At 67.2% G+C, this 21,045-nt stretch carries 20 protein-coding genes; 10 read left to right on the top strand and 10 right to left on the bottom strand.

The features are described 5' to 3' along the window. Positions 1-23: 23 nt before the first annotated feature. The 3 genes from ACIBK0_RS13415 to ACIBK0_RS13425 form a co-directional block, all read right to left on the bottom strand. On the bottom strand, positions 24-740 hold the full coding sequence (locus ACIBK0_RS13415; protein ID WP_399078921.1) for a methyltransferase domain-containing protein: 717 nt from the start codon (positions 738-740) through the stop codon (positions 24-26). A 5-nt stretch (positions 741-745) separates the two neighbouring features. Next, positions 746-1,051: a 4a-hydroxytetrahydrobiopterin dehydratase gene (locus ACIBK0_RS13420; protein ID WP_399078924.1), complete on the bottom strand. Its 306-nt coding sequence runs from the start codon at positions 1,049-1,051 to the stop codon at positions 746-748. A 201-nt stretch (positions 1,052-1,252) separates the two neighbouring features. Then, positions 1,253-2,323, bottom strand: a complete 1,071-nt coding sequence (locus ACIBK0_RS13425; RefSeq protein WP_399078927.1) for an ADP-ribosylglycohydrolase family protein — start codon at positions 2,321-2,323, stop codon at positions 1,253-1,255. Between the two features lie 28 nt (positions 2,324-2,351). On the opposite strand from ACIBK0_RS13425, the gene ACIBK0_RS13430 reads away from it, so the two are divergent. Together ACIBK0_RS13430 and ACIBK0_RS13435 are read left to right on the top strand one after the other, a co-directional pair. Then, positions 2,352-3,182: a helix-turn-helix domain-containing protein gene (locus tag ACIBK0_RS13430; protein WP_399078930.1), complete on the top strand. Its 831-nt coding sequence runs from the start codon at positions 2,352-2,354 to the stop codon at positions 3,180-3,182. A gap of 151 nt (positions 3,183-3,333) precedes the next feature. Next, positions 3,334-3,672 carry an SUMF1/EgtB/PvdO family nonheme iron enzyme gene (locus ACIBK0_RS13435; RefSeq protein ID WP_399078932.1) on the top strand — a complete coding sequence of 113 codons (339 nt, stop codon included), beginning with the start codon at positions 3,334-3,336 and terminating at the stop codon, positions 3,670-3,672. Between the two features lie 21 nt (positions 3,673-3,693). On the opposite strand, the gene ACIBK0_RS13440 is transcribed toward ACIBK0_RS13435, so the two are convergent. Then, positions 3,694-4,776, bottom strand: coding sequence for an IS630 family transposase (locus ACIBK0_RS13440; RefSeq protein ID WP_399078934.1), 1,083 nt, complete (start codon positions 4,774-4,776; stop codon positions 3,694-3,696). A gap of 164 nt (positions 4,777-4,940) precedes the next feature. Between ACIBK0_RS13440 and ACIBK0_RS13445 the strand changes: the two genes are divergently transcribed. After that, positions 4,941-5,234: a hypothetical protein gene (locus tag ACIBK0_RS13445; protein ID WP_399078936.1), complete on the top strand. Its 294-nt coding sequence runs from the start codon at positions 4,941-4,943 to the stop codon at positions 5,232-5,234. A 232-nt stretch (positions 5,235-5,466) separates the two neighbouring features. Here the strand turns inward: ACIBK0_RS13445 and ACIBK0_RS13450 are convergent, their stop codons facing one another. The 4 genes from ACIBK0_RS13450 to ACIBK0_RS13465 form a co-directional block, all read right to left on the bottom strand. After that, on the bottom strand, positions 5,467-6,267 hold the full coding sequence (locus ACIBK0_RS13450) for a hypothetical protein (protein ID WP_399078938.1): 801 nt from the start codon (positions 6,265-6,267) through the stop codon (positions 5,467-5,469). Positions 6,268-6,426: 159 nt separating this feature from the next. Beyond that, complete coding sequence (locus ACIBK0_RS13455; RefSeq protein ID WP_399078940.1) at positions 6,427-6,954, bottom strand: SMI1/KNR4 family protein; 528 nt, start codon at positions 6,952-6,954, stop codon at positions 6,427-6,429. 263 nt (positions 6,955-7,217) lie between these two features. Then, positions 7,218-7,706 carry a DUF1877 family protein gene (locus tag ACIBK0_RS13460; protein WP_399078942.1) on the bottom strand — a complete coding sequence of 163 codons (489 nt, stop codon included), beginning with the start codon at positions 7,704-7,706 and terminating at the stop codon, positions 7,218-7,220. Between the two features lie 280 nt (positions 7,707-7,986). Next, a complete protein-coding gene (locus tag ACIBK0_RS13465; RefSeq protein ID WP_399078944.1) occupies positions 7,987-8,148 on the bottom strand; it encodes a hypothetical protein in 162 nt (53 codons plus the stop codon). A 421-nt stretch (positions 8,149-8,569) separates the two neighbouring features. Between ACIBK0_RS13465 and ACIBK0_RS13470 the strand changes: the two genes are divergently transcribed. Next, a complete protein-coding gene (locus ACIBK0_RS13470) occupies positions 8,570-9,403 on the top strand; it encodes a PIG-L family deacetylase (protein ID WP_399078946.1) in 834 nt (277 codons plus the stop codon). Between the two features lie 868 nt (positions 9,404-10,271). Here the strand turns inward: ACIBK0_RS13470 and ACIBK0_RS13475 are convergent. Together ACIBK0_RS13475 and ACIBK0_RS13480 are read right to left on the bottom strand one after the other, a co-directional pair. Then, entirely contained in the window at positions 10,272-11,291 is a 1,020-nt protein-coding gene (locus ACIBK0_RS13475; protein WP_399078948.1) for a hypothetical protein, read from the bottom strand. 6 nt (positions 11,292-11,297) lie between these two features. Next, a complete protein-coding gene (locus tag ACIBK0_RS13480) occupies positions 11,298-11,780 on the bottom strand; it encodes a hypothetical protein (protein WP_399078950.1) in 483 nt (160 codons plus the stop codon). Positions 11,781-12,494: 714 nt separating this feature from the next. Between ACIBK0_RS13480 and ACIBK0_RS13485 the strand changes: the two genes are divergently transcribed. The 6 genes from ACIBK0_RS13485 to narI all read left to right on the top strand — a co-directional run bounded on the left by ACIBK0_RS13485 (position 12,495) and on the right by narI (position 20,992). Then, on the top strand, positions 12,495-13,358 hold the full coding sequence (locus tag ACIBK0_RS13485; protein ID WP_399078952.1) for a helix-turn-helix domain-containing protein: 864 nt from the start codon (positions 12,495-12,497) through the stop codon (positions 13,356-13,358). A gap of 57 nt (positions 13,359-13,415) precedes the next feature. Then, entirely contained in the window at positions 13,416-14,231 is an 816-nt protein-coding gene (locus tag ACIBK0_RS13490) for an SAM-dependent methyltransferase (protein WP_399078954.1), read from the top strand. A 158-nt stretch (positions 14,232-14,389) separates the two neighbouring features. After that, positions 14,390-18,085, top strand: coding sequence for a nitrate reductase subunit alpha (locus tag ACIBK0_RS13495; protein WP_399078956.1), 3,696 nt, complete (start codon positions 14,390-14,392; stop codon positions 18,083-18,085). Beyond that, entirely contained in the window at positions 18,085-19,677 is a 1,593-nt protein-coding gene (narH, locus tag ACIBK0_RS13500; RefSeq protein ID WP_399078958.1) for a nitrate reductase subunit beta, read from the top strand. Before ACIBK0_RS13495 ends, narH begins: the two co-directional genes overlap by 1 nt. Next, complete coding sequence (narJ, locus tag ACIBK0_RS13505) at positions 19,674-20,273, top strand: nitrate reductase molybdenum cofactor assembly chaperone (RefSeq protein ID WP_399078960.1); 600 nt, start codon at positions 19,674-19,676, stop codon at positions 20,271-20,273. Before narH ends, narJ begins: the two co-directional genes overlap by 4 nt. Next, entirely contained in the window at positions 20,270-20,992 is a 723-nt protein-coding gene (gene narI / locus ACIBK0_RS13510; protein ID WP_399078963.1) for a respiratory nitrate reductase subunit gamma, read from the top strand. The genes narJ and narI overlap by 4 nt, the downstream gene beginning before the upstream one ends. The last annotated feature ends 53 nt before the right edge of the window (positions 20,993-21,045 follow it).

Below are 21,045 nucleotides of genomic sequence, written 5' to 3' on the forward strand. Positions count from 1 at the left end.
GGCCCGCCCGACCGCGGGCCGGGTCAGGCCTTCCGGAACGCCCGCAGGGTGAACTCGGGGTCCGGGCGCGGTGAGTCCGGATCCGGGAGCGCCTCGATGCGCTCGGCGAGAGTGGTGCCGCCGTCCGCGTAGATCTCGCCGTTCCGGACGTAGCGGGCCAGGCGGCGCGGGATCCGTCCCTGGCCGTGGCCCCGGAACCGGGCCGTACCGTTCGGCTGCAGGCCATGTTCGGCGGCGTACGCCGTGACGAGCCAGGCCTCGTCCGTAGCGCGCTCCTCGCGGTAGGGCGCGGCAAGTGCGTCCATGTCGCTGCCAACGTGGTGGGCGGCGGCCTTGTCGACGGTGGTGACGAGAACGCCGCCGGGGCGCAGGACGCGGGCGGCCTCGGCGACGACGGGCGCCGCGTCGTCCAGCAGATGCAGCAGCCAGACGATGGATACGGCGTCGAACGAGCCGTCTCCGAAGGGGAGTTGACGGGAGTCGGCGAGGACTACGGCACCCGGGAGGCGCGCGGCCGCCAGCCGCGCCATGCCGTGCGCGGCGTCCGCGCCCGTCACCCTCAGCCCCGGCCGTCCTGCGGCGAGGCGGCGCGTCACGATCCCGGTGCCGCACGCGACGTCGAGCAGGCTGCGCGCGGCCTCCGGGACGAGGCCGAGCACGGCGTCGGCGGCCGCGGCGGCTCGGGGCTCACCGCCCCGCGTCGCGTCGTACGCGTCCGCTTCCTTGTCGTAGTCCAGCACGTGGGTCAGTTTGCCCCGTGCCCCGGGGCGAGGTCCTCCACCCTGCGGGCGAGATCGAAGTCGAGTTCGGTGACGGCGCCGCCGACGCTGTGCGTGTTCACCGCGAGGGAGACGGTGTTGTAGCCGAGCGTGAGGTCGGAGTGGTGGTTCAGCTCCTCCTGCACCTGGGCGATGTGCACGACCATCGCGGTCGCCGCGAAGTGTGAGCCGAGCCGGTAGGAACGGGCGAGCCGGTCGCCGTCCACCGACCAGCCCGGCAGCTCCGCCAGCCGCTCCTCGATCTCCTTCTGCGACAACGGTTCGACGGCCATGACCTCGCTCCTTTCGTCCGACGGGGGGTGCGGGTGAGGCTGTGCCTCAGCGTGCCACAGTCCCTTGCCGTCGGCTGGATCGGCGTGCGGTTTTCGCCCCCTCCACCCCTACCCGTCCCGTGCCTGGGGGCTGCACCCCCAGAACCCCCTAAAAGATTGCGCAGTTCCCCGCGCCCCTAAGAGGCCCCTACCAGGTGGGCCTCAGCGCCGTACGCACTCCGTCGCGAAGTCGTCCGCCAGGGCGGCGATCTGCGCGCGCCCCTCGATCCGCTCCAGCCACTCCTGAGGGAGGCTGTGGTCGCCGTACCGGGCGCCGAGGAGGTTGCCGCAGATGGACCCGGTGGAGTCGCTGTCGCCGGAATGGTTGACGGAGAGCAGGAGGGCGTCGGTGACCTTGTCGCCGACGAGGGCGCAATAGACGCCGATGGCCAGGGCCTCCTCGGCGATCCAGCCGGCGCCGAGGGACTCGACCTTCTCCGCACCGGGCGCGCCGAGCGCCGCCAGGTCGAGGGCGCGGTTCAGGGCGAGCGTCGTCTCCTCGTGCCCGGGATGGCGGGCGAGCAGCCGCAGCGTGCGCAGGACGGCACCTTCCAGGGAGTCCCCCGCGACAAGATGGCCGACGATCGCGGCCAGCGTCCCGGCGGCGTAGTAGCCCGTGGGGTGACCATGGGTGATCTGGGCGCACCGCGCGGCCAGCTCGAACGCGTGCCGGACCGGGGTGCGCACCATGAGCCCGAACGGCGCCGAGCGCATCACCGTGCCGCATCCCTTGGACTCCGCATTGACGGGCCCTGGCGGACCGAGCTCAGCCCACGGGTCGGGGATGTGCTGCTGCGCGAGCCCGGACAGACACGCGTTGCCCGGGGCGCGGCGCGCGTACAGCCAGGCCTGCGCGGCGAGCCCGCCGGTCGCCGTCGCGTCGGGTTCGGCCTTGTGCTGTGTCTCCAGCCACCGCTCGTACGCCTGCCGGACCAGTGCGGTCGACGCACCGCCGATCCCTTTGAGCCGGGTCCGCGCGTGAGCCTGCTGGAGCCCTTCCACGGTGAAGAGCGTCATCTGTGTGTCGTCGCTGACCCGGCCCACGATCCCGTCGCCGTCGGGGACGAGCCCGGTCACGCCCGCGGGCCCGTACGCGGCGCGGATCCGCTCCAGCGAGGCGAACTCGATGGCATAGCCGAGGGCGTCCCCGACCGCCCCGCCCAGCAGACAGCCCCGCACCCGCGCGCGGTAGACCGCCTCGGCCTCCCAGGACAGATTCCCCGACTCGTTCACGCGCGACTCCTCGATTACGGTCCTTGTTATGACCATTGTCCCGTCCGAAGCCGCGACGCCCCCAAGTGCCCCCACCGACAAGGGCATCGGCCCACTCCTGCGCAGCTGGCGCGAGCAGCGGCGAGTGAGTCAGCTGGAGCTGGCGCTGCGGGCCGGTTCGTCGGCACGGCACATCAGCTTCATCGAGACGGGCCGGTCCCGGCCCAGCGAGGAGATGGTGCTGCGGCTCGCCGAGCATCTCGACATTCCTGTCCGGGATCGCAACGCGCTCCTGCTCGCGGCCGGCTATGCGCCGCACTACCCGGAGACCCCGCTCGACGACCCGTCGATGGACGCCCTGCGCGAGGGCATGGAGCGGCTGATCCAGGGCTACGAGCCGTATCCGGCGCTGGTGGTCGACGCCACGTACAACGTCCTCGCCGCGAACCGGGGGATCATCATGCTTCTGGAGGGCGTACCGGAGTCCCTGCTCACGCCTCCGCTGAACGCCATGCGTCTCACCCTCCACCCGGAGGGTCTGGCGCCGCGCATCCGCAACCTGCGCGCTTGGCGCGACCATCTGCTCGCACAGATGGACCGCCAGATCGCCCTGCGCCGTTCGCAGCCGCTGCGCGCCCTGTACGAGGAAGTGGCGGCGTATCCGGTCCCGGACCCGGCGGAGGAGGACGAACCGATCGATCCCGTCCCCTACTTCGCGCTCCCGATGCAGATCGAGCACGACGGCCGGGTCCTGTCGTTCATCTCGTCCATCTCGACCTTCAACACGCCGATGGACGTGACGGTCGCAGAGCTGGCCATCGAGACGTTCCTCCCGGCGGACCCGGCGACGGCCAAGTACCTTCAGTCACAGATTTCCTGACGAGCAGTCAACTCAAGCACGGTCCAGGCCCCGGGCCGGAGTGCGCCGGCCCGGGAACCGGTACGTCCACCATGCCGCGCAGGTGGGGCAAGCGTCGATTACGTCCGGGGTAATGGCGGCTCGGCGGATCCTGTGAGCGTTCTGGGGGCACATGACACATTGCTCGGGTACTTCGGCGCGCACGACGTCCGTTTCTCGGTACCGCAGCGGCGTTTCGCCCTACGGCGTCCACGCCATGGTGGGCAACGTGTGGGACTGGCTCGCAACGTCCACCACGCCCGGTCGCCGCGAGCTTCGGGGCAGTGCCTTCACGAGCCCACCGTTCCGGCGAGTACCCGCCATCGCGAATAGCGCAGACGAGACGATGAAGGACGATGACACCGGGTTCCGTTGCGTGGCAACGCCCGAGCAGATGTCTCCACGAAAGTGGTGGCTATGCAAGACATCTACCTCGGATTTGAAACACCGTCAACACTTTCCCCGCGCCTAGTGTCTCGTGATCCTGATTGCGTTACTTCAAGTTGTTTGCGACGAGCTTCTTGATGTTGGTCTGGACGAGGCGGACCTTCGCCAGGATCTCGTCGGCGGTCGCGGTCCAAGTGAAGGGCCTGGCCTCGGAGTTCCAGGTGTCGATGTAGTTGCGGATCTGCGTGATCAGGACGTTGACGCTGGCGAAGGTGCCGTGGCGGATCGACTGCCGGGTCAGGATTCCGAACCAGGTCTCGATCTGATTGATCCAGGAAGACCCGACGGGGGTGAAGTGGAAGTGGACGTGGGAGTTCTTGGACAGCCATGCCTTCACGTCCGGTGTGGTGTGGGTGGAGAGGTTGTCCAGGACTACGTGGATCTCCTTCCCCGCATGCGGCTTCACTGCCTTCTTCAGAAAGGCCAGGAAGTTCTTTCCGTTCCGGCTCGGCTTGCACTCGCCGATGACTTCGCCGGTGCCGACGTTGAGGGCGGCGAACAGGTTCGTGGTGCCGTGCCGCACGTAGTCGTGGGTGCGCTTCTCGGTGGCCGCGAAGGCGACCGGCAGGACCGGCTGGGTTCGGTCCAGCGCCTGGATCTGTGTCTTCTCGTCGATCGAGAGCACGACCGCGCCACCGGGTGGGGCGAGGTAGAGGCCGACCACGTCGGCGACTTTCTCCGCGAACGCGGGGTCCTTGGAAATCTTGAAGGTGCCGTTACGGTGCGGCTTGAGCTCTTCCTCGCGCCAGAGCCGCGCGATGTAGTGCCAGGACACGGTGATGTTCTCGGTCCGCTTCAGGTAATTCGCCAGCTCGCGTGCCGACCAGTGCGAAAGCCCGGTGCAGGCCGGCGGCGTCATACGCGTCAGAGCAATCACCCGTGCCCGAACCCGCGCCGGTACCTGTTCCCGGGCCCCACCGGGACGATCGCCTTCCAGCCCGGCCAGCCCGCGCTGGGAATAACGGGTCTTCCAGCGGTCTACGGTCGGCAGCGACACCCCGAGCAACTCGGCAATGTCCTTGCGTCGCCGCCCCTCGCCCGACCACAGCACGATCCGGGCCCGCGTGGCCAAGTCCGCAGGCACATCCGGGCTACTCGCCAACTCCTGTAACTCGGCGGCCTGTTCCACGGAAAGCTCCATGCCAGGCACAACGAGACACTCAAGATCACGTAACGCTGACGGGATCACGAGATAGTAGCGGGTGCGTGTCGATGACGCGAACTCACCTCGAACCGGCGCAGAATACGGATGTCTCATGTTTGCCTAATCTGCAGAGGAGGCAGTAACCCCCAATGTCCGGTACTATCGTGCTCCTTCGCGAGCTACGCTGGTCATTCAGAGCTCGCGCTTTCAAGGTGAAGATTGATGGGGTCGTCATCGGTAAGATCGGCACCGGCTCCAAGGTGGAATATATTGTCACTCCCGGAATGCACGAAGTGCAATTGTTGGTTGACTGGTACCGTAGCCCGGCGTTGTCGGTCGAAGTGGGCAGCGATAATCCGTGTACGTTGATCGCCCGCCCCGGCGCCTTCCTCGACGCCTTCATCCGACCCCACAGGTACCTAAGCTTGACGGAATCAGGCTGAGCACGAGAAGAGCACTTCCGTGCGGCACTAGAGTTCAACGATTCCCTCGCCCCAGCCAGTTACGCCCGCTCCCTGGCAGCCGAAAACGCACCAGGAGCACGCATCGCCGAAGTGCTGGCGCGAGCATACGGCATTGGCACAACATCAGAGGACATCTAAGAGTTGCAACGGATCCTGGAAGCTGCGAGTTAGCGGCAGCACGTTACTGGATAGTCGTGTAACGCAATCAGGATCACGAGACACTAGGGTGTGGAGTTCGCCGCTGGGAAGGATCGCCGATCGGGTTCCGGCGGCGCCTTCTGCCACCATTCAAACGAATTGCAATGAGTTGCGACTCCGGAGTAATGCCAACCCCACTCAGGAGTCTATGGTCAGTCTCTGTCCCGTTTTTCGCAGCCCAGAACGATCCCATATCCCTGAGCTTTTTGTCGCTTTGCGTATCCAGGAGAACCCAATCTCGCCCATATCGAAATGGCGGAACGAATTCCATGAGATATTCCCATAGGGAATTGAGAAAGTAGCTCACCGTCTGCGTGCTGAAGACTGTGCACTGGAACAGGTCGTCGGGAATTTGAGTAATTGCGCTCACGTCGACGGTCAGGGTGCGCTCGGCCAGAACCCTTCTGGCATTGTCAAGTGTATCCTCCAACACGTTGGAAGAATCCGAGGGATTATCCAGCGCTGGCGGAAGGACGGTGCGCAGCATGTCGGTGACGACCGCCTGGATGATGTCGGGATCCGGGGTTGATCGGCGACGCATGCCATCCACGTAGGTGCCAATCGATACGTGTTCTGGGAAGTCTCCCGGTGCGTAGAGCACCTCGGGTCGCTGCCACAGGATGAGGAAGAACACCGTGGATACCAATACGGGGAACACGACGGCGAACAGGGCAAGCAGCCCTTGGACCCAGCCGCTTGATTGGGCAGCTGCAATGCCTACGGTGGTCTCGGAGAGTCCCAGAAAGAGCGCGATGATCCAGAGGGGGTTGAGGACTCTCGGTGGATGGCCCGGCGGAGGCACTTCGCTTCCCATGGCACCAGAGTGGCACTGAGAGAGCGTCGTTGGGAGCGAAACGGGCTCGCCCGGCGGTGGTGTGGTCACTGGTGCCGCATCAAGCAACGTTCGCCCTGGTGTGACGGGCGATGGCATAGTGCCGGCGGGTCGGCCAGGGGCCTTGCCTTGCGACGATGCTCAGTCTGGTGTTGCTTCGCTCTCAAGGCTCTCGAAGTCGCTGGCGGAGGTGAGGCCCTCGACGAAGGATCGGAAGTCCGGGGCGAGGGCCAACTCCGAATCGAAGTCGGCGTCGAACCAGGTGACCGATGGTTCTCCGTGTCGGCCGCAGGCCCGGTAGTCGAGCCCGATCCAGCAGGGTCCGTCACCCGAGACCTGCACGACCGTAGCGGGGAGCCCCCATTCTTCGGCCAGGTATGGACTGTCGAGCAGGGAGACGATTCGCTCGCGGTGGCCGATGCCCATCACACTGTCGAAGGGGACATAATCGGCGCTCCACGAGGTCGGCTGGTTGGTGGGGAAGGCATCCCAACTGTCCGCGACCTGGCCTCCGTTCTGACTGCGCAGCATGTCGAGCAGAGAGCCGGGCAGCGTGATGTCCAGCAGCCGCTCGGCCTCCAGAATCGCCTGGTCGGTCAGGGGTGGTTGCACGCCGTAGTCACTACTGGTGTCCCACAGGGAGCGCCGGAGATCGTCAAGACTTGCCATGCCCGGCATCGTAGGATCCGCGGTCCCGAAGTCCGAAGGCTCAGGACGTGGCAGTTGCGTGCCACGTCCTGCGGGGAACCACGGGGAACACTGGGGGAACCAGTCAACGGCCCACCAGACGCCAATGCCGCTCCGGCACAGGTCAGCCCGACAACGAGCCCTAAATCACCTCAGCTTCCCAAGCTAAGAGCGCAAGTTCCGTTGTGGCTGACCCGTTGGACGCTTCCCGCCGGCCCGCGTGTGGTCGGAGTGCTCATGGCGATTCAGTACCAGAAGGCCTTGACCACCGCATTGCCCGCTGAGACGGAGCGGGAGTAGAAGGCACGCAGGTCGGTGTGGTGTGTGAGGAACCAGCCCTTGACCTCGGCTTCGTCGAAGGCGGAGAAGGGGGGAAGGACCTTCGGCCGGGCAGCCTCCCAGAGGTCGTCGAAGGAGGCCGCAGCCAGGAAGTTCGCTGCCTCGCGGACCTCGGTGGGGCGGGCTATGACGAACGGCGGCTGGCTGTTGGCGGCGTGGTAGACAGGGGTGCCGCCGAAGACGGGGAGCTCCCAGTCGTGGGCGCCTTGTGGCGAATACGCTGCCGCGTAGACCTCATTGAGCGCGTGGAAGTGGTGGGGCACAACTTCGGCGATGCCGGCCCGGCGTTCGGCTTGGAAACGGTCGAGGGCGTCCCCCATGACCTCCTCCAGCCAAGTCCACTCCTCTCGGATCTCGGACTCAGACATGGCACGCAGCTGCATCTTGACGCTCATGCCGCGCATTCTGGCGGAGGCCACCCGCAGGTCGCCTGAGGAGCCGTACCGAGCAACAGTGTGGCCGGGGCTGCCAAGGCCCCGGTGACCCCGCCGATCAGACCCTCGGCGGTCGTGTGGGAGCGGACCTTGATCCTTCTCTGAGCCCATGCCTCGTTCGGCGTCGAGCTGGGCGAGTTGGTCCTACTCGTCGTGCGAGGCTGACTTCGTGTCCTAAGCCCGGGCGGCACCTCAAGCAGCCGTTGAGGTGCCGCCCGAGCCAGTAGGCCGCATGGAAGGGCTAGAGCCGATCCGGGATGTCGCCGAACTTGTGCGGGTGCTTGGCGCGGTCCACGGCCTGTGCGCACGCTTCGGCGAACGCGATGGCGACAGCTTCCTTGTCGGTGCCGCGGACTTGTGCCTCGACCTCCTGGCCAGGGCGGCGGGTGGTGTGCCGGCGCACGGGCAGGTCCGTGTAGAGGTCGGTCTCGAACTCCCAGGCCGAGACGGACCATCTTTCATCGCGGCCGACCTTGAGCCGGTCGCCGCCGGGCAGGAAGACGGCATGAGCGTGGTGTACGAGTCAGCGATCGGGCATGCGATCGCGGACCGCGCGCAGGCCGCCGGGACCCTCACGCTCCCACCTTCGCCGTTCCCACTCCTCAGCGTCGGCCTGGCGGCCGGGACGATCCGTGCGCCACTGGCGGCCGCGCCGGGAACAACCGGTCCGGCCGGCACGGTTGCATCGACCGAGGGACCGGCGCCGCACGGGCGGGGAACACGGGTACCACAAGGTCGTTCGCCCTACCAGGATTCGGGCCCCAACATCGCGGTACGCCCGCCGCGCACTCGGACCAAGACGTATTTCTGCAGGAGGACTGTTCATGACTGACCGGCCTTTGACGCTCATGGCAGTACACGCCCACCCCGACGACGAGGCCACCGGAACCGGAGGGGTGCTCGCGCGGTACGCGGCGGAAGGCATCCGCACGGTTCTCGTGACGTGTACCGACGGCGGTTGCGGTGACGGACCGGGGGGTGTCAAGCCGGGTGATCCCGGGCACGATCCGGCGGCGGTCGCCTTGATGCGCCGTCAAGAACTTGAGGCGAGCTGTGACGTCCTGAAGGTCAGCGATCTGGAGATGCTGGACTATGCCGACTCCGGGATGACGGGCTGGCCGAGCAACGACGCCCCCGGATCCTTCTGGCAGACCCCCGTGCAGGAAGGCGCGGCCCGACTCGCGGAGCTCATGCGGCACTACCGGCCTGATGTGGTCGTCACCTACGACGAGAACGGCTTCTACGGCCACCCCGACCACATCCAGGCCCACCGCATCACGATGGCGGCGCTGGAGATGACCGGGCTAGCACCGAAGGTGTACTGGACCACGGTGCCCCGCTCGGGGATGCAGCGGTTCGGCGAGATCATGCGCGAGTTCCATGAGGACATGCCGGAGCCGGACCCTGCCGAGGCCGCCACGCTGGCCGAGATCGGCCTTCCCGACGACGAGATCACCACGTGGGTGGACACCACCGCGTTCAGCGGTCAGAAGTTCGACGCGCTGGCCGCGCACGCCAGTCAGGGCGAGAACATCTTCTTCCTCAAGATGGGCAAGGAGAGGTTCGGCGAGTTGATGGGCATGGAGACCTTCGTACGTGTCCAGGACGCCACCGGCGCGGCCCTACCCGAGAACGATCTCTTCGCCGGACTGCGCTGATCCGCCCGTCCGACCGGCCGGGAAAGCGCATCGACCGCACGGCGCGCGCGTGCGGGTCACACACCCGGAGGTTTGTCCACGCGAGTTCCGCTCCGGCAGCCCGCGTCCAGGCCATCGCCGGCGGCGTCGACGCGTGCCCGCACTTCCGACCTGACACCGCGCTCGTCCCCAAACCATCTGACAACCGCACATGTAGGAGACCTGCGGGCTGCTGACTCGGAAGGTGAGCGACAGCCCAGGTCACGTGCCCGGCGGTCTGCTCCGATCAAGGCAGACCGCCGAGGAAGCGACACGAAGCTGAGACTCCGATGTCCGACCCGCCGTGAGGCAACGGAAGAAGAAGCAGGTCACGAGGGCGGTCTCCGACACCAACCGCGAGACCCTACAGACGTGGACGGCATCCACCCGCCCTGCCCCATCGACCCGGTTTCACCGCTCGGGTCGCCGCCCGAAGTCCTGGCAAGTCTCGGCAAGTTCCTGGCTTGAGGGCTCAGTCGCGTCGGCCGCCTACGGGCCGAGTTGTACGACCGCCGCTGGACCCTACTCTGTGTGCTCCTGCAACGACGCCATCCCGACGAGGACTCGACGCTGGAAGCCAATTGCCGATCAGGTACCGAGAAGCACTACCGGCACCTCCGAGCCGACGGCGCGCCGATAGCGTGCCCTTAAGGCCGGTAAACCACGGTCAACAGTGGTGTGATCATGCCCTCCCGGGCGGCAATCCAGAGCACATAAGGCCAGTTCAGAAGGTATCTGGCCCCCCAAGCGCCGTCGCTTCCCAGCTGAGCGTGGGGGGGTGTACACCTTCGGGCGCGGATATCCCTATATGTCAAAGGGTGAATGAAAACCAGCATGAGTGATCGATGAGCTAGATCGAAGGTGGTTCGTTCGGCGCCCGGTATCGGTCCAGCATAGTGGCACGTTCGTGATAGCGGACACGTACGAAGCGCGTCACCATTTTCCACATGTCGCGTTCCTCGGACAGTTGTTGCGGCAGAGCAAGTCCGAATGCAGCGGCGAGCGGTACTCTGCCGAGGTTCACGAGTGCTCGCACGGCGGAGTCCCACTCATCGGTCGCGGTCACAGCTGACCTATACCACAGAGGGATCACTGCAATGAGCACCACTGCTGTGACCGAAAGGCTTAGGCGGTGAGGCGACCCGATGAACTGCGCAGCGATGGCTGTTGCAGCGACTGCGGAATGACCCCAGAACATGGCAACAAAGAAGTCGACACTGGCTCGGGCCACATCAACCTGTCGGCGGAGCGGTTCTGGCGCGGCCGCAGTGAGTTCGCTCCAGAGAACTTGTGAGTCAAGTTGAAAGCGGTCGTGGCCGTATACTTCGAATCGTCGGATCGCGTTTCCCAGCCGCGTAGGAGCGATCTGCTCGGAATCGACTGGGTATCTATTCAGTCTCTCGATAAGCAAGCCTCTTTTGATGATGGAAGATGGGCCCACCAGGGTGGTTGTCGAGATGGCAAGCAGCCTGCGTAGATCTGCCAGTTCAAGAGGCATGAGAGGCGCGTTCTCATTTTTGTGTTGCAGTCGATAGAGGAGCACCTTGTCTTTGAGGTTGTCTCGCAGGATGATTTGTCGACGAGCCCGCCATGCTGCCAAACCCCTGGGCCATAACAAGTATCCCTCGATGATCCGGTAGAGGGGGTTCTGCAGCGCATTGAGTACCCAGCCAAAGAGCACTGCAGAAACAAGCAGCATCACGGGTCCGCGGGCCGAGATCGTGTCCGCGAAGTTAGCCAGGTATGAAATGCCTCGAAGGCTCGGAAGCACCGTCAGCGCGAAAATAGCCAGATTGACAGCTGTAGGCAGGATCCAGCCCGTCAATAGCGTCCAAAATCCGCCAAAGACGCCTTTAGCGATGTCTCCCATTCAGCCTCAAGACTCCTCGGGCCACTCGTCGTCGTCTGGATCGGAGAGCGGGCCGGGAGGCTTGTGCCCACGCGGATTAAGCTGCACAAAATCACCGTTTAGCAACGCACCGATGGCGTGGGCGAGGGCCTCTCCTCCTTGCTGCACCACGGTTCCAGAGACCAGTGCCGGCAGCGCCTGGACGATGGCACGGAGCTGCCCCGCCTCCGCGTCTGGGCCAATCAGCCCAGATTCGAGGCCCTCCACCATGATCCGCAGCAGGTCAGCGTTCGGCAGTACCGCAAAGTAACGGTCTACGTCTAACCGGAAAGAGGCAAGTAGGCTGCGCACTACCTCGACATCGACGCCGCCTTGCACTGGCACCGACTGATACACATGCGAGATGTTCTGCCCAACAGCGTTCTGGAGTGGGGTTGTGTTGGTATCACTGATACTGACCCCCGGCTCGCGCTCCGGGTCTGATTCGGGGCGACGTCGGCCCATAGCCATCACATACCTCCCTGGAACGTGCTGCCCTGAGCTATGCCGCTGCCGCGACTGCTGATGCCCGTCTTGCCGGTAAGCGGCGATTCCCCCGTAGACAACGGTCCTGTGGCATCTAACGCTTGCACATAGCTAGCGCGGCGCCCAGACCAGCGAAGTAGTCCGCATCAGGTCGGAAGATCCAGTCGTTGCTCACCTCCACCTGGTGTCAGCGGCTTCGGCGATCGCGACTTGTCGCCCAAGAGGCTGGCGACTCCTGTCCCGTCGGCCGTCTCAGTTTCCGTCTCAGTCATCCCCGTTCATGGGCGTTCAGGGGGGACGCGTGCCGCGTGCGACCTACGGGCCGACCGCCCATGAACCCAGGTGAACGCCCCTGCATGAAGCCCCGCACGTTGGCCTGGCCGTGACCGCCATGGTGGCGGCCGTCGCGCAGCCCGGATCGAGACCGAACGGCACGAGTGGGCCGACGCCTACGCGCCCACTCCCGGGGGGAGGCATAGAGGGAGCCAAGCTCAGGGTCCGGGCATGGAGACACCTGGACTGAAGTGGATACTGTCGCCCCCGCTGTCCGGCAGATCCCATCCGAGAAGCAGCGCCCCCAGACGGCGCGCAACCAGCGTGTCCTTACGTCTGGGGCAATGGCGGCTCGGCGGATCCTGTGAGGGTTCTGGGGGGACATGACACACTGCTCGGGTACTTCGGCGCGTGGGGAGGCGTGGCGTGAGTGAGCGGCGGGCTGCGCCCACCGTGGGGCAGGTGGTGCTGGGGCGGCGGCTGCAGGAGTTGCGGGAGGCCGCGGGGCTCAAGCGGGAGGAGGCGGCCCGTGTGCTGCGGGTCGCGCCGGCGACCGTGCGGCGGATGGAGATGGCGGAGGTCGCCCTCAAGATCCCTTACGTACAGGTGCTGTTGACGACGTACGGCGTGGCCGACGAAGAGCTGGACGCCTTCGTCGCGCTGGCCGAGGAGGCGAACCAGCCGGGGTGGTGGCAGCGGTTCCACGATGTGCTGCCGGACTGGTTCAGCATGCACGTCAGCCTGGAGGGCGCGGCCTGGATGATCCGCTCGTACGAGCCGCACTTCGTGCCCGGGCTGCTGCAGACCGAGGACTACGCGCGGGCCGTACTGGAGGCCGGGACGGTCGGGCAGACCGGTCCCGAGGCCATCGAGCGGCATGTGGCGCTGCGCATGAACCGGCAGCAGCTGCTGACGCGGGAGAACCCGCCGCACCTCTGGGTGATCATGGACGAGACGGCGCTGCTCCGGCCCGTGAGCATCCACGCCTCGGTCATGCGCGACCAGATCGACCGGCTCCTCCAGGCGATGGAGAGCGATCACATCACGCTCCAGGTCGCGGAGTACGCGAAGGGCCCGCACCCGGGCACGTACACCTCCTTCGCGCTGTTCCGCTTCGCGGAGCCGGAGCTGCCGGACATGGTCTACAGCGAGTACGTGACCGGTGCCCTCTACCTCGACTCGCGCGCGGAGGTGGCCACGCACCTGGAGGTCCTCGACCACATGTCCGCCCACGCGGCCTCCGCCCAGCGCACCAAGAACATCCTCCGGGCGTTCCGCGAGAACTTCTGAGATGCCACCCGGACGAGACGCCATCCGAACCCATCGCGCACCTTGAGGAGCATCGGTATGACCGGCAGTGAATCCGCGCCCACCCGTATCGACACCAGTCGGCCCCATCCCGCCCGCGTCTACGACTGGTGGCTGGGCGGCAAGGACAACTACCCGGTGGACGAGGAGCTGGCCCGCAAGATCCTCGCCGCGGACGGCACCGCGGTGCGCGGGGCGCGCGCCAACCGCCGGTTCATGCACCGGGCGACCCGCGCCGCCGCCCGGTCCGGGATACGCCAGTTCCTGGACATCGGCACGGGCATCCCCACCCAGCCCAACCTGCACCAGGTGGCCCAGCAGGTCGCGCCGGAGTCCAAGGTCGTGTACGCGGACAACGACCCGATCGTCCTGCGGCACGCGGAGGCCCTGCTGCACGGCTCCGCCGAGGGCACCACCGACTATGTGCACGCCGACGTCCGCGATCCTGAGACGATCCTGCGCCTGGCCGGCGAGTTCCTGGACCTCGCCCAGCCGGTCGCGCTGTCGCTGGTCGCGCTCACCCACTACCTGGGCGACGCGGCCGACGGCGACGACGTGTACGGCCTGCTCAAGGGGTACGTCGACGCGCTCGCCCCCGGCAGCCGGCTGGTGCTGTCCCAGGTCACCTCCGACATCAGCCCCGAGGGCGTCGAGAAGGCCGCGGAACTCTTCCGCCAGAGCGGCACGCCCTTCTTCCCGCGCTCTCACGCCGAGTTCTCGCGGTTCTTCGACGGCTTGGAGCTTCAGGAGCCCGGCGTGGTCGCGGTCTCCGAGTGGCAGCCCGAGCCGGAGGACGTGGCCGCACAGGCGGAGGGCCTCGTCCCGGTGTACGCGGGGGTCGCGATCAAGGCCTGACCGTAGGCACGGGCCCTGCCCCGTACGCGCGCGTCCTGACCCGTAGACGCAAGCCCTGCCCCGCACCCGCGCGACCTGACCCGTACGGGTGCCGTGAACAGGTGCGCTCCCGCACTCGCCCCTAGGTTCGACACAACGGGGCGAGTGAGGGAGCGCACGTGACCGACACGCAGATACCGCCCACGGAACCGGGCGCCGCTCTGCTGCGCGCAGGGAAGTTCTTCCGGTCCGGCACGGTTGCACCCGACCTGCACAGCGTTCGGCTGACCGGCGGCCGTGAAGCGGACTCCTTCTACCGGGACCGCTGGAGCCACGACAAGGTCGTGAACTCCACGCACGGCGTGAACTGCACCGGCTCCTGCCGCTGGAAGGTGTACGTCAAGGACGGCATCATCACCTGGGAGACCCAGGAGACGGACTATCCGTCGGTGGGCCCCGACCGCCCCGAGTACGAGCCGCGCGGCTGTCCCCGGGGCGCCGCCTTCTCCTGGTACACGTACTCGCCGACCCGCGTGCGCTACCCGTACATCCGTGGCGTCCTGCTGGAGATGTACCGGGAGGCGAAAGGCCGACTGCGGGACCCCGTGCTGGCCTGGGCGGACATCCAGGCCGACGCCGAGCGCCGCCGCCGCTACCAGCGGGCCCGCGGCAAGGGCGGCCTGGTGCGCGCCAGCTGGGACGAGGCGGTCGAGCTGGTCGCCGCCGCGCACGTGCACACCATCAAGACCTTCGGCCCCGACCGCATCGCCGGGTTCTCCCCCATTCCCGCGATGTCGATGGTGTCGCACGCCGCCGGCGCCCGTTTCATGAGTCTCATCGGCGCGCCGATGCTGTCCTTCTACGACTGGTACGCCGACCTCCCCGTCGCCTCCCCGCAGGTCTTCGGCGACCAGACCGACGTGCCGGAGTCGGGCGACTGGTGGGACGCCGCGTATCTGATGATGTGGGGCTCGAACGTCCCGGTGACCCGCACCCCGGACGCGCACTGGATGGCCGAGGCCCGCTATCGCGGCCAGAAGGTCGTGGTCGTCGCCCCCGACTACGCGGACAACGCCAAGTTCGCCGACGAGTGGCTGCACCCGCACCCCGGCACGGACGGCGCGCTCGCCCTCGCGATGGGGCATGTGATCCTGAAGGAGTTCTTCGTCGACCGCGAGACGCCCTTCTTCGCCGACTACGTACGGAAGTTCACCGACCTGCCGTTCCTGGTCACCCTGACAGAGAAGGACGGCGCCTACGTCCCCGCGAAGTTCCTGCGCGCCACCGATCTCGGCCAGACCGGCGAGGGCGCCGCCTGGAAGACGGTGGTCCTGGACTCCGTGAGCGGACGGGCCGTCGTGCCTAACGGTTCGCTCGGCTTCCGCTGGACCGAGTCCGGCAAGGGCAGGTGGAACCTCGAACTGGGCGCCATCGACCCGCGGTTGAGCCTGTACGGCCATGAGGCCGCCGGCGGTGTCGAGGTGCTCCTGCCACGTTTCGACACCGAGGGCGGCGAGCACGGCCAGGGGCGCGGCGAGGTCGTACACCGCGGTGTTCCGACGACTCAGCTCGGCGGGCCCGGCGGTCCGCTCGTCACCACGGTCTTCGATCTGCTGCTCGCCCAGTACGGGGTGTGGCGCGAGGGGCTGCCGGGCAGCTGGCCCTCCGCGTACGAGGACGCCGAGGCGCCGGGGACGCCCGCCTGGCAGGAGGCGCACACCTCCGTTCCGACGGCCAAGTGCGTCAAGATCGCCCGGGAGTTCGCGCGGACGGCGGAGAAGTCGCGGGGCCGCTGCATGATCCTGATGGGCGCCGGGACCAACCACTGGTTCCACTCCGAGACCATCTACCGGGCCTTCCTCGCGCTGCTCCAGCTCACCGGCTGTCAGGGGCGCAACGGCGGGGGCTGGGCGCACTACGTCGGCCAGGAGAAGTGCCGTCCGATCACCGGCTGGGCCACGCTCGCGGGCGCCGCCGACTGGAGCAGGCCGCCGCGGCAGATGATCGGCACCGCGTACTGGTTCCTGCACACCGACCAGTGGCGCTACGACACGTTCGCGGCCGATGTGCTCGCCTCACCGCTCGGCGAGGGCCGCTTCGCGGGCATGACGGGCGCGGACTGCCTCGCGCTGTCCGCGCGTTCGGGGTGGATGCCGTCGTACCCGACGTTCGACCGCAATCCGCTGGAGCTGGGTGAGGTCTTCGGCGATCCGGTGGCGAAGGTCGTGGCCGAACTCCGGGCGGGCACCTTGAAGTTCGCCTGCGAGGACCCGGACGCGCCGGAGAACTGGCCGCGGGTGCTGACCCTGTGGCGCGCGAACCTGCTCGGCTCCTCGGCCAAGGGCGCCGAGTACTTCACCAGGCATCTGTTGGGCACCCACTCGTCGCTGCGGGCCGAGGAGGCGGAGCCCGCTGTCCGGCCGAGGGATGTGACCTGGCGGGAGGAGGCCCCCGAGGGCAAGCTCGATCTGCTCCTGTCCCTGGACTTCCGGCAGACCTCGTCGACCCTCCTGTCCGACGTCGTCCTGCCCGCCGCGACCTGGTACGAGAAGCACGACCTGTCGAGCACGGACATGCATCCCTACGTCCACTCCTTCTCCCCGGCGGTGAACCCTCCGTGGCAGGCGCGCACCGACTTCGACACGTTCAAGGCGCTGGCCGAGCGGCTGAGCGAACTCGCCGTCGACCACCTCGGCGTGCGCAAGGACGTCGTCGCCACCGCGCTCCAGCACGACACTCCCGGCGAGACCGCCCAGCCCGGCGGGGTCGTACGGGACTGGAAGCGGGGTGAGTGCGATCCGGTGCCCGGGAAGACGCTGCCGAACCTGACGGTGGTGGAGCGCGACTACACGGCGATCGGGGCGAAGTTCGCGGCGCTCGGGCCGCTGGTGGAGAAACTGGGCCTGCCCGCCAAGGGAATCGCGCTCAGGCCGGACGAGGAGGTCGAGCACCTAAGGGAGCTGAACGGTGTCGTGCGCGGCGGACCCGCCGACGGGCGCCCGGCGCTCGACACCGCCGTGAAGGCCGCGAACACGATCCTCGCGCTGTCCGGGACGACCAATGGACGGCTGGCCACACAGGGCTTCCACACGCTGGAGGCCCGCACCGGCCAGGAGATGGCGCACCTGGCCGCCGAGCACGAGGGCAAGCGGGTCACCTACGCGGACACGCAGGCCGCGCCGGTCCCGGTGATCACCTCGCCGGAGTGGTCGGGCAGTGAATCGGGCGGCCGTCGCTACACGGCCTTCACCCTCAACACCGAGCACCTCAAGCCCTGGCACACCCTCACCGGACGCCAGCACTTCTTCCTCGACCACGACTGGATCCACGAACTGGGTGAGGCGCTGCCCGTCTACCGACCGCCCCTGGACATGAACCGGCTCTTCGGGGAGCCACGGCTCGGCCCGGACGGACAACGGGAAGTGACGGTCCGTTACCTCACACCGCACAACAAGTGGTCCATCCACTCCGAGTACCAGGACAACCTGTTCATGCTCTCGCTCTCCCGTGGCGGGCAGAACATCTGGATGTCGCCGCAGGACGCGGACGCGATCGGAGTGCGGGACAACGACTGGATCGAGGCCGTCAACCGCAACGGCGTGGTCGTCGCGCGGGCCGTCGTCTCGCACCGGATGCCCGAGGGCACGGTCTACATGCACCACGCCCAGGAGCGCACGGTGAACGTCCCGAAGACGGAGACCACCGGCATGCGCGGCGGCATCCACAACTCGCTGACCCGGCTGATCCTCAAGCCGACTCATCTCATCGGTGGCTACGCCCAGTTGTCGTGGGCCTTCAACTACCTGGGCCCGACGGGCAACCAGCGCGACGAGGTGACGGTCATCCGCCGCCGCACTCAGGAGGTCGAGTACTGATGCGCCCGATGGCCCAGATCGCCATGGTCATGAACCTCGACAAGTGCATTGGCTGTCACACCTGTTCGGTCACCTGCAAGCAGGCATGGACCAACCGGGACGGCATGGAGTACGTCTGGTTCAACAATGTCGAGACCCGTCCCGGGCAGGGCTATCCGCGCCGCTACGAGGACCAGGAGAAGTGGCGCGGCGGCTGGGAGCTCAACAAGCGAGGTGCGCTGAAGCTGAAGGCCGGCGGACGGTTCAGAAAGCTCGCCGGCATCTTCTCCAACCCCGAGCTCCCGGAGATCAAGGACTACTACGAGCCCTGGACGTACGACTACAAGAACCTCACCGATGCCCCGCTGGGCGACGACTTCCCGGTCGCGCGGCCCGTCTCGCAGCTCACCGGCAAGCCGATGAAGATCGAGTGGTCCTCGAACTGGGACGACAGCCTGGCGGGCGCTCCGGAACACGGCAACCAGGACCCCATGGTCCAACGGGTGCGCCAACAGGCCTCCGAGAAGGTGAAGTTCGCCTTCGAACAGACCTTCATGTTCTATCTGCCGCGCATCTGTGAGCACTGTCTGAACCCGTCGTGCGTGGCGTCGTGTCCGTCCGGCGCGATGTACAAGCGGGCCGAGGACGGCATCGTCCTGGTCGACCAGGACCGCTGCCGGGGCTGGCGGATGTGTGTGACCGGATGCCCGTACAAGAAGGTGTACTTCAACCACCGCACCGGCAAGGCCGAGAAGTGCACGCTCTGCTATCCCCGCGTCGAGGTCGGCCTCCCGACCGTCTGCTCCGAGACGTGCGTGGGACGGCTGCGCTATCTCGGGGTGATCCTGTACGACGCCGACAAGGTGACCGCGGCCGCGTCCACGCCCAGTGAACAGGACTTGTACGAAGCCCAGTTGGGCATCTTCCTCGACCCCGAGGACCCCGGGGTGCAGCGCGCCGCCGAGGAGGCCGGGATCCCGTACGACTGGATGGAGGCGGCCCGCCGCTCCCCCGTGCACGCGCTGGTCGGCAAGTACCGGGTGGCGCTGCCGCTGCATCCGGAGTACCGCACGATGCCGATGGTCTGGTACATCCCGCCGCTGTCCCCCGTGGTCGACGCGCTGACCGGGACCGGGCACGACGGCGAGGACCTGGACAACCTCTTCGGCGCGATCGACACGCTCCGCATCCCGCTCGAATATCTGGCGGAGATCTTCACCGCCGGCGACGTCGGGCCGGTCCGCGCCTCGCTCGGCAGGCTCGCCGCCATGCGCTCCCACATGCGGGCCATCAACCTCGGTGAGCAGCCCGACGCGTCGATCGCCTCGTCCGTCGGCATGGAGGGCGCGGAGATCGAGGAGATGTACCGGCTGCTGGCGATCGCCAAGTACGAGGACCGGTACGTCATTCCCACGGCCGCCGTCGGGGACGCCAGGCGTCTGGAGGAGTCGGCGCTGCCCGACGGATGCAGCCTCGACTACGAGGGCGGGCCGGGCATGGGCGGCGACGGCCCGTTCGGCCAGGACTCGGGCCGCAAACGGCTTCCGCTGGTGTCGGTGGAGAGCTTCCACGCCCTGCGCAAGCGGCAGACGGCGGACCGGGAGGACACATGAGAGACCATGCCGTGCTGTATCAGGCCGCCGCGTACTGTCTCTCGTATCCGGACGAGGAGTTCCACGAGCGGTTGCCGCTGCTGCGTCGAGCCGCCCCGGAACTCGGGGAGTTCCTCGCTCACGCGGCCGCACAGCCCCCTCGGGATCTCGCCGCCCACTATGTCCAGGTCTTCGACTTCAAGAACCGGCACAGCCTCTATCTGAGCTGGTGGCGCGACGGCGACACCCGGCGGCGCGGGATGTCGCTGGTGCGCTTCAAGGAGGTGTACCGGGAGCACGGGCTGGAGTTCTCCGGCGAGGAGTTGCCCGACTTCCTGCCCGTGGTGCTGGAGTTCGCGGCGCGAACGGGCCATCGGGGACTCCTCGACGAGTACCGCGGCGGCCTGGAGTTGCTGCGGATCGCGCTCACCGACTTCGGCACGCCGTACGCGAGCGTCCTCGAAGCGGTGTGCGCGACGCTGCCGGGCCCGTCCCCGAAGGACCGCGCCGAGGCGCTGGCGCTGGCCCGTTCCGGTCCTCCCCGCGAAGAGGTCGGGCTCGAACCCTTCGGCGCCATCGGCCTCGAACCCCTTGCCGTCATCGGAGAACGCTCATGACGACCTTCCTGTGGGGCGCCCTGCCGTACATCGCCTTCGCGCTGCTGATCGCGGGGCTCGTCTGGCGCCACCGCTACGACAAGTTCGGCTGGACCACGCGCTCGTCGCAGGTGTACGAGTCGAAGCTGCTGAACATCGCCTCGCCCGCGTTCCACTACGGCATCCTGTTCGTGCTCGTCGGCCATCTGATCGGCCTGTTCGTCCCCGAGTCCTGGACCGAGTCGCTCGGGATCGGCGAGCACACGTACCACCTGTTCTCGCTGTACGGCGGCACGGCGGCCGGAGTCCTCACCGTGCTCGGCATCCTGCTGCTGATCTACCGCAGACGGACGAACTCGCCGGTGTTCCGCGCGACGACCGTCAACGACAAGCTGATGTACGTCGTGCTGCTCGGCGCGATCGTGCTGGGCATGACCGCCAAGCTGATACACGCGTCCGGCGACGGCTACAACTACCGGCAGACGATCGCGCCCTGGGCCCGCAGCCTGTTCACGCTCCGGCCCAGGACGGAGCTGATGCACGGCGTGCCGGTGCTGTACCAGGTGCACGCGGTGATCGGGATGGCGCTGATCGCGCTCGTTCCGTATAGCCGCCTCGTCCATATGTTCAGCGCACCGGTGCAGTACCTGTTCCGCCCGTACGTCGTGTACCGCAGCCGCGACCCGAGGCAGCTCGGACCGCGGCCTGCACGGCGTGGCTGGGAGAAGACGGACGTCTGACGACCTCGTGCGCGGTTGGCCGTTCACGAGGCCGTCAGGGCTGTCGTCACCTT

This window comes from Streptomyces sp. NPDC050564, from assembly GCF_044457265.1.
GTDB lineage: Bacteria > Actinomycetota > Actinomycetes > Streptomycetales > Streptomycetaceae > Streptomyces.